Source organism: Bradyrhizobium sp. HKCCYLRH1030 (assembly GCF_051168395.1).
In the GTDB taxonomy this organism is placed as follows: Bacteria; Pseudomonadota; Alphaproteobacteria; order Rhizobiales; family Xanthobacteraceae; genus Bradyrhizobium.
The window spans coordinates 1-8,366 of record NZ_JBNPUY010000028.1; the positions used below are offsets into that span (position 1 = coordinate 1).

Here is an 8,366-nt window from a genome sequence, read left to right on the forward strand (position 1 = left end):
TTGTGGCCGACGTTGAGGCCGGTCTGGACGCCCTGACCGATCTTCTTGAGCACGCTCCAGAAGCCCTGCAGCTCCATCTCGGTCGGCTGCGTCGCAGCGGTTGCGGCCTGCGGGCCGGCGCTGAAGATGCCGAGGTTGTGGCCGACGTCGAGGCCGGTCTGGACGCCCTGTCCGATCTTCTTGAGCACGCTCCAGAAGCCCTGCAGCTCCATGTCGGTCGGCTGCGCGGCGGCTGCGGCCTGGGGGCCGGCGCTGAAGATGCCGAGGTTGTGCCCGACGTTGAGCCCGGTCTGGACGCCCTGTCCGATCTTCTTGAGCACGCTCCAGAAGCCCTGCAACTCCATCTCCGACGGTTGCTCGGTGCCGGGGCCGACCGAGAACGGCGCGAACCCGCCCGCGATTCCGCCGATGGCGCCGCCAAAGTCGCGGCCGGTCTTGCCGCCGATCAGGCGTCCGATCGCCTGTCCGGCGAACCTGCCGAGAACGGAGCCGAAGATCCCTTCGGGATTCAATTGACCATAGTCCTCAGTCGACTGCTGCATGCCACTCATGTTGAGCCTCCTCGCTCGTTGTTTGATCTTCGAGCGGCGCGCCGCTTGACCTCATCAGGCGTAGTTGCTGCGCGACGTCGATCGAGGGCGATGTTGCGCGCGTGGCCGTGATGCAAGTGTCAAGCGGGGCGTGAAAGTGCCGTCAAAGTCGATCATGTGTGGAACGCATGGAGCAAGGTCACGCGGATCGTCAGACGCGTAGCATGCGCCTGATTTCGCGCTGCAGGCTCTCGGTTTCGCTCTCCGGCGTGGCGCCGACCTGCTTTCGCAGCACGGTGCGGCAGAAGTCATATTGACGCAGGGCGTCGGCACGGCGGCCCTGCTGCGCGTAGCAGCGCATCAAGGTGCGGTGGACGTCCTCCTGCAGCGGATCTGCGGCCAGCACACGCAATGAGAACGTCGTGGCGATCTCCACATGTTCCCGGCCGCCGACGTCCAGCAGGCCCGCGATCGCCCGGATCGCCCGCGTCTTCAGTCGTTGACGCTCGGCGGAGAGCCATGCCTCGAACGCGCAGGACGTCGAGCTGATGCCGTCGAGCAACTCGCCCCGGAACAGCGCGGCGGCGCGGGCCATGGTTTCCAGATCGCCGAGCTGCAGCAGCACCTCGAATTCCTGCACGTCGGTCGTGACGGCGTTCGGATGGATGCGGATGTCGTCGCGTTCCGCCGAGATCACCTCGGTGCATTGCGGCAGCACCCGGCGCAGCGTCAACAGCGCCTGGCGCAGGTTTGCGCGCGCGTTGTCGCCGAAGCGGCCTTCCCACAGGAGGGCGGCAAGCTTGCTGCGTGAAATGCCGTGCGGAGAGGTGAGGGCGAGATAGCCCAGGAGCGTTGCCGCCTTGCGGCTTGGGATGACGACCTGCTCGCCGGAGACGCGTCTGATTTCAAGACCGCCAAAGAGATTGATACGCAGCAGACTCATTGTCTCTCTCCTCTGAATGGCGACTCGCTGCGATCGGCGCCTTGCCTGCAGAAGTCGAGCTTCTCGTGCGATGAGATTGAGCGGCTGCAGCCCGATCAGGTCTGCACGGTCGTCGCCGAACGGCGAGCCGCCACGCTGTTCGTTGTCATCGTCGAAATGAGATCGGCAATGCAGTTAAGTCTGTCCGAGCAACGTTCGGTTCAATCTTGGATTGTAGGACGAAGCGAGACCGTGCCGTTGTGGCTTGCAGTATGCACTCCATCGGGTCCAGTCTGGGCGCAGCCGGAACCGCACGCTGTGAGCTACGCCACACTCCACGTCGGACACCGTCGTGCCGCATGCTCCATGGTCAGGAAGATTGGATTGTTCCGATGAGATCGTTCCGCAAGGAACTTTGGTTCCAGACACCGGGCCGTCGCGCCTTCATCAACATCACGGATGATGTCGAGGCGGCGCTGAAGGAGAGCGGGGTGCGCGAAGGGCTGGTGCTGGTCAACGCGATGCACATCACCGCGTCGGTGTTCATCAACGACGACGAGAGCGGGCTGCATTTCGACTACGAGCAGTGGCTGGAGAAGCTGGCGCCGCACGAGCCGGTCGCGGGCTATCGGCACAACCGGACCGGCGAGGACAATGCCGACGCCCACATGAAGCGCCAGATCATGGGGCGCGAGGTCGTGGTCGCGATCACCAATGGCAAGCTCGATTTCGGCCCGTGGGAGCAGATCTTCTACGGCGAGTTCGACGGCGGACGCCGCAAGCGGGTGCTGATCAAGATCATCGGCGAGTAGGCGAGTACGTCGCGACATTGGCAGGGCCTGCTCGAACAGTCCGTCATTGCGAGGAGCGCAAGCGACGAAGCAATCCAGGGCCACGACGGTAGCTTGTCTGCGTAGCCCTGGATCGCTTCGCTGGCGCTCGCGATGACGCGGAGGAGACGGCAATAGCCTCAGCTGTCATGCCCGCGCAGGCTGGCAGAGTCCGATGCATGTTGGAAGTGATCGTCGCTGGAACGGGCAAAGCCGGCGCGAAGCAGCCTGGTCCGCTGCGCCCTTGCATGTCGAGCAGAGCCGCAACGCTTCGGTTGCGCACCTATCCCGCCATCGACCGCGGATCCCGCGGCCCCCATCGCCCGGCCTCGACCAGCGCGATGAAGCGCTCGACCGCCTCGTTGAACAGCGCCGGCTCTTCCAGATTCAGGACATGGCCGGACTTGGGAAAGAAGGTCAGGCCCGCCGCCGGCAGGTGCTGCTTCAAGAACAGGCTCGGCTCGATGCAGGCATCGTCCTCGTCGCCGCAGATGATCAGGGCAGGGGTTGTCACGCGGCGGATGGCGTCGGTCATGGTGTAGATCGAGGGCCGGCCACCCTGGAAGCCGCGCATGGTGTTGGCCGATCCCCGCGCGTCGTGACGGGCCAGGGCGGCATAGAAGTCGGCGTGGCCGCGCGGGTCCTTGACCAGGAAGGGAATGCGGCCGGGCGCCTCGCGGGTGACCTTGGCGGTCTCGGCCGAGCCGAGGGTCTCGAACTGCTCGGCCGTGGCGCGGCACTGGGCGCGGAAGGCGTCGAGCTGCGTGAGGTCGGAGCCCGAGCCGACGCCGGCCAGCACCATCGAGCAGATGCGGCCGGGCGCGTTCAGCGCGACCTGCAGCGCGGAGTACGAGCCCATCGACAGGCCAACGAAATGGGCGCTGTCGATGCCGAGATGGTCCAGCACCGCCAGGGCGTCGGTGTAGAAGTGCACGGAGCTGTAGACGTCGGGCGCGGCCGGCACCTCCGAGGGCGTGTAGCCTCGCGCGGAGTAGGCGATGCAGCGGTGGCGGCGCGCGAAATAGCGCAACTGCGGCTCCCAGTTGGTGTGGTCGGCGGCGAACTCGTGCAGGAAGATGAGCGGCGTGCCGGCGCCGACCTCTTCGAAATAGAGGCGAACGCCGTCTTTGGCCGTTGCGTGGGGCATCGTCAGCTCCTCCCGTGTCACGTGCCGCATGTTGACGAGTCGCGCGACACGCGACAATGGCCGGGCCAGTAGCCTTGTTTTCGCCTCAAGATAGACCCGGAATCACCCTCTCGTCGCCAGTCTTTCGCCGCCGAAGGTCATGGTTTCGTCACACCGCGACTTTTTACGGACCCCGCTGGCGGCTTGCAGAGGGGCCGCGCTGAGGACCAGGGGGTGCCAAGTCAGGGTACTGGGGGAAGTAACAGAAGGATTGAGTATGGTTGTGTCTACCCTTCGCCGGTCGCTTCACGTCGTTGCGCTGACCATGTGCTCGGCAGTCGTCGCCGTCACCGCAACACCGGCATCGGCCCGTCCGCATCACGGCTCGGGGCATCATGCCCACCGCAGCCACGGCGGCCATCACTACGCAGGGCATCATCACCACCGGCGTTCCGTCGCCCGGCTGTCGCGCTGGGAGCGCGGCGTGGCGCGGGTGCAGGTGAGCGGCGTTGCCGACGCGCAGGCCAGCGTCATGATGCCGGGAACGGCGTCCGACGGCATGGCGTCGTCCGGCGGCTTCGGCGGCGGCAGCAGCGTCGTTTCCGCGGCGCGCAGCTTCATCGGCAGCGGCAATCCGACCGGCCGGCGCAGCCTGTGGTGCGCCCGTTTCATGAACATGGTGCTGGAGCGCACCGGCCATCGCGGCACCGGCTCCGACATGGCGCGCTCGTTCGCGAGCTATGGCCAGCGCGTCTCCGGCCCGCAGGTCGGCGCGATCGCGGTGATGAGCCGCCGCGGCGGCGGCCACGTCGGCGTGGTGTCGGGCGTCGATGCCCAGGGCAACCCGATCGTCATCTCCGGCAACAACGGCAACCGTGTCCGCGAGAGCGCGGTGTCGCGGGGGCGGGTGTACGCCTACGTGATGCCGAACTAACCAATCTCGAACTGATGAATCGAGCCGTCGAGGCTCGCTCGGTGTGCGCCTCCCCCGCTTGCGGGGGAGGTCGCATCGCATCTTCGATGCGATGCGGGTGGGGGAAGTCTCTCCACACGAAGATTTTCGGGTGGGGCGCCCCCACCCCGGCCCTCCCCCGCACGCGGGAGAGGGGGCGCGCCGCCGATGCAGCTAGCGCTCGAACTACACCAGCCGCGGCTGCTCCACGGCGAGTTCGTCGCCAACGGCGATATCGCCGGCTTCGATCACCTCGGCATAGATGCCGCATTCATTGTTGCCGCGCCGGGTCATCAGCGCGGGCGGGATGTCGAGGTCGCGGGCGGCCGTTTCCGGGTCGACGTTGACGGCGGCGCAGCGGGTGGTGGTCTTCACGACCTTGAGCCGCGCCGAGCCGATGCGCAGCGTCTCGCCCATGAGCGAGGTCTCGTGCCAGGCCGGCCAGCCGGTGACGTAGACGTTGGCGCGGAAGCGCAGCGGGTGCACGGGAGCGCCGACCAAGGTCTCGATCTCCGCGATGGAGGCGAGGTTGATGATCGAGACCACCTTGCGCGCCAGATCCGTAAAGGCGTAGCCGCCGCCCAACAGCAGCTTTGGCGGCCCGCGCAGCTCGGCGGCGAACTCGCCTGCGAAGAAGCGCTCGATGGCGGCGCGGCCGTCGGCGCTCTCGAGATCGCCTTGGGCGACGATTGCGCCGTCCTTGCGGATGGTGAGGATGTTGGTCGCGTCGTCGAAGATGGTCTTGAAGCCGGCGAGGCGCTCATTGCGCATCAGCATCAGATACGCCGTCTTCGGTTTCCAGACCGGAGCTGCGGGATCGAACCCGCTGGGACCGTTCTCGAGCGCGTAGCGGCGGTCGGCCGGCAAGGTCTGGCCGACCCGCAAAGGCGCCCTCTGCAATGGTTCCGGGGTAAGGCCCTTGACGGGATAGCGGTACAGGCCGGCGATGCGCGCGGGAGGGGTCTGGCTCATGCCGCCTCATAGGAGATTCCCTTGGCCGCGGCCAGGGCACACGAATTTGTGAAGCGGCCTCTTCCGTTTTCGCACCGCCTTCCCACATTTCCACTCAAGCCGGGCGCAAGCCGGCGACGTCAATGGTTGCGGCGTTGATGGACGTCAACGTGCGCGATCCGAAACCCAATGAAGATGCTGAAGCCGTGCCTTCGGGGCGTCACAGCAGGCTGAGGGAAACATCATGAATATCGAAAAATATACCGAGCGCGCGCGGGGCTTCATCCAATCGGCGCAGTCGCTGGCGATGCGCGACGGCCATCAGCAGTTCTCGCCGCTGCATCTGCTGAAGGTCCTGCTCGACGACGGCGAGGGACTCGCTGGCGGTCTCATCGACCGCGCCGGCGGCAATTCGCGTGCGATCCTGAAAGCGACCGAGGATGCGCTGGGCAAGCTGCCGAAGGTCTCGGGCAGTGGCGCCGGGCAGATCTATCTGTCGCCCGAGCTGGCGCGCGCCTTCGACGCGGCGGAAAAGGCGGCCGAGAAGGCCGGCGACAGCTTCGTCACGGTGGAGCGGCTGCTGCTCGGCCTGACGCTGGAGAAGAACAGCGAAGCGGGCGGCATCCTCGCCAAGGGCGGCGTCACCGCGCAGAACCTCAACGCAGCGATCGAATCCCTGCGCAAGGGCCGCACGGCCGACTCGGCGACCGCCGAGAATGCGTATGACGCCTTGAAGAAATATGCCCGCGACCTGACCCAGGCGGCGCGCGACGGCAAGCTCGATCCGGTGATCGGCCGCGACGAGGAGATCCGCCGCACCATTCAGGTTCTGTCGCGTCGGACCAAGAACAACCCCGTGCTGATCGGCGAGCCCGGCGTCGGCAAGACCGCGATCGTCGAGGGCCTCGCGCTGCGCATCGTCAATGGCGACGTGCCGGAGAGCCTGAAGGACAAGCGGCTTTTGTCGCTCGATCTGGGCGCGCTGATCGCCGGCGCGAAATATCGCGGCGAGTTCGAGGAGCGGCTGAAGGCCGTGCTGCAGGAGGTCACGTCGGCCGAAGGCAGCTTCGTGCTGTTCATCGACGAGATGCACACCCTGATCGGTGCCGGCAAGGCCGACGGCGCGATGGATGCGTCGAACCTGCTGAAGCCCGCGCTCGCCCGCGGCGAGCTGCACTGCATCGGCGCGACCACGCTCGATGAGTATCAGAAGCACGTCGAGAAGGACGCGGCCTTGGCGCGGCGGTTTCAGCCGGTCTACGTCACCGAGCCGACGGTCGAGGATACCATCTCGATCCTGCGCGGCCTGAAGGACAAATACGAGCAGCATCACGGCGTGCGCATCACCGACTCTGCGCTGGTGGCGTCGGCCACGCTGTCGAACCGCTACATCACCGACCGCTTCCTGCCCGACAAGGCCATCGACCTGATGGACGAGGCGGCGGCGCGGCTGAAGATGCAGGTCGACAGCAAGCCCGAGGAGCTGGACTCGCTGGATCGCGAGATCATCCGGCTCAAGATCGAGCAGGAGGCCTTGAAGAAGGAGAGCGATCTCGGCTCCAAGACGCGGCTGCAGGTGCTGGAGAAGGAGCTCGCCGATCTCGAGGAGAAGTCGGCGGCGCTGACGTCGAAATGGAGCGCCGAGAAGGACAAGCTGTCGAACGCGCAGAAGCTCAAGAGCGAGCTGGACGGCCTGCGCATCGAGCTCGCCAACGCGCAGCGCCGCGGCGAGTATCAGAAGGCGGGCGAGCTGGCCTATGGCCGCATCCCCGAGCTGGAGAAGCAGCTGGCCGACATCGAGGCCAAGGAGAATGCCGGCGAGATGATGGAGGAGGCGGTCACCGCCAACCACATCGCGCAGGTGGTCTCGCGCTGGACCGGCGTGCCGGTCGACAAGATGCTCGAGGGCGAGAAGGACAAGCTCCTGCGCATGGAGGACTCGCTCGGCAAGCGCGTCGTCGGCCAGTTCGAGGCCGTGCATGCGGTCGCGACCGCCGTGCGGCGCTCGCGCGCCGGCCTGCAGGACCCGCACCGGCCGATGGGCTCGTTCATGTTCCTAGGGCCGACCGGTGTCGGCAAGACCGAGCTGACGAAAGCGCTCGCCGAGTATCTGTTCAACGACGAAACCGCGATGGTCCGGCTCGACATGTCCGAGTACATGGAGAAGCACTCGGTGTCGCGCCTGATCGGCGCGCCTCCCGGCTATGTCGGCTATGACGAGGGCGGGGCGCTGACCGAGGCCGTGCGGCGCCGGCCGTACCAGGTCGTCTTGTTCGACGAGATCGAGAAGGCGCATCCGGACGTGTTCAACGTTCTCTTGCAGGTGCTCGACGACGGCCGCCTGACTGATGGCCAGGGCCGCACCGTCGACTTCCGCAACACGCTGATCATCATGACCAGCAATCTCGGCTCCGAGTTCCTGGTCAATCAGCCGGAGGGCGAGGACACCTCGGAGGTGCGCGAGCTGGTGATGGGCACGGTGCGGAGCCATTTCCGGCCCGAGTTCCTCAACCGCGTCGACGAGATCATCCTGTTCCACCGCCTGCAGAAGAGCGAGATGGGCCGGATCGTCGAGATCCAGTTCGGACGTCTCCAGAAGCTCCTGGAGGAGCGCAAGATCACGCTGTCGCTCGATGGCGACGCGCGCGACTGGCTTGCCGCCAAGGGCTGGGATCCGGCTTACGGCGCACGGCCGTTGAAGCGGGTGATCCAGCGCAGCGTGCAGGATCCGCTCGCCGAGATGATCCTCGCCGGAGACGTGAAGGACGGCGATCACATGACGATCTCGGCCGAAGGCAATGTGCTGACCTTCAACGGCAAGGTGCCGCACACTGCCGAGATCGCGACTTTCGAGGCGCCGATTCCGAAGCGCAAGCTGAACTGAGCGGCGTTTCGCCGAACTGAAACGGAAGCGGCCCGCGCTGAGAGATCAGCGCGGGCCGTTTTCAGTTGAACGCGCCTTTGGGGGGCGAGGGGTCTTGACCTTGCCCCTGGGGCTTAATCCAGTTTGAAGTTCGTTCTGGCCCAACGAGGACCAGAGCATGAAGCGCAGCCG

6 protein-coding genes and 1 pseudogene are annotated in these 8,366 nt (G+C 66.2%); 3 read left to right on the forward strand and 4 right to left on the reverse strand.

Going from position 1 to position 8,366, the window contains the following annotated elements:
* Both ACQR1E_RS33945 and ACQR1E_RS33950 read right to left on the reverse strand, forming a co-directional pair.
* Positions 1 to 551: pseudogene (locus ACQR1E_RS33945) on the reverse strand (hypothetical protein); the annotation flags it as partial.
* Between the two features lie 190 nt (positions 552 to 741).
* Positions 742 to 1,473 carry an AfsR/SARP family transcriptional regulator gene (locus ACQR1E_RS33950; protein ID WP_315826647.1) on the reverse strand — a complete coding sequence of 244 codons (732 nt, stop codon included), beginning with the start codon at positions 1,471 to 1,473 and terminating at the stop codon, positions 742 to 744.
* Positions 1,474 to 1,844: 371 nt separating this feature from the next.
* Between ACQR1E_RS33950 and ACQR1E_RS33955 the strand changes: the two genes are divergently transcribed.
* Positions 1,845 to 2,264 (forward strand): secondary thiamine-phosphate synthase enzyme YjbQ, encoded by a 420-nt coding sequence (locus tag ACQR1E_RS33955; RefSeq protein ID WP_315826648.1) that lies wholly within the window; start codon positions 1,845 to 1,847, stop codon positions 2,262 to 2,264.
* A gap of 301 nt (positions 2,265 to 2,565) precedes the next feature.
* Here ACQR1E_RS33955 and ACQR1E_RS33960 read toward each other — a convergent pair whose 3' ends face one another.
* Positions 2,566 to 3,429 carry an alpha/beta fold hydrolase gene (locus ACQR1E_RS33960; protein WP_316176003.1) on the reverse strand — a complete coding sequence of 288 codons (864 nt, stop codon included), beginning with the start codon at positions 3,427 to 3,429 and terminating at the stop codon, positions 2,566 to 2,568.
* A gap of 256 nt (positions 3,430 to 3,685) precedes the next feature.
* Between ACQR1E_RS33960 and ACQR1E_RS33965 the strand changes: the two genes are divergently transcribed.
* A complete protein-coding gene (locus ACQR1E_RS33965) occupies positions 3,686 to 4,342 on the forward strand; it encodes a TIGR02594 family protein (RefSeq protein WP_315718092.1) in 657 nt (218 codons plus the stop codon).
* Between the two features lie 204 nt (positions 4,343 to 4,546).
* Here ACQR1E_RS33965 and ACQR1E_RS33970 read toward each other — a convergent pair whose 3' ends face one another.
* Positions 4,547 to 5,332 (reverse strand): MOSC domain-containing protein, encoded by a 786-nt coding sequence (locus tag ACQR1E_RS33970; RefSeq protein WP_316176002.1) that lies wholly within the window; start codon positions 5,330 to 5,332, stop codon positions 4,547 to 4,549.
* A 223-nt stretch (positions 5,333 to 5,555) separates the two neighbouring features.
* Here ACQR1E_RS33970 and clpB point away from each other — a divergent pair, with 223 nt between their 5' ends.
* Positions 5,556 to 8,195, forward strand: a complete 2,640-nt coding sequence (clpB, locus tag ACQR1E_RS33975; RefSeq protein WP_315826652.1) for an ATP-dependent chaperone ClpB — start codon at positions 5,556 to 5,558, stop codon at positions 8,193 to 8,195.
* The last annotated feature ends 171 nt before the right edge of the window (positions 8,196 to 8,366 follow it).

What these genes read in the sequence shown, in the direction of transcription:
- ACQR1E_RS33950 (WP_315826647.1), bottom strand. Translation starts at nt 1,473, where the DNA reads ATGAGTCTGCTGCGTATCAATCTCTTTGGCGGTCTTGAAATCAGACGC.
- ACQR1E_RS33955 (WP_315826648.1), top strand. Translation starts at nt 1,845, where the DNA reads ATGAGATCGTTCCGCAAGGAACTTTGGTTCCAGACACCGGGCCGTCGC.
- ACQR1E_RS33960 (WP_316176003.1), bottom strand. Translation starts at nt 3,429, where the DNA reads ATGCCCCACGCAACGGCCAAAGACGGCGTTCGCCTCTATTTCGAAGAG.
- ACQR1E_RS33965 (WP_315718092.1), top strand. Translation starts at nt 3,686, where the DNA reads ATGGTTGTGTCTACCCTTCGCCGGTCGCTTCACGTCGTTGCGCTGACC.
- ACQR1E_RS33970 (WP_316176002.1), bottom strand. Translation starts at nt 5,332, where the DNA reads ATGAGCCAGACCCCTCCCGCGCGCATCGCCGGCCTGTACCGCTATCCC.
- clpB (WP_315826652.1), top strand. Translation starts at nt 5,556, where the DNA reads ATGAATATCGAAAAATATACCGAGCGCGCGCGGGGCTTCATCCAATCG.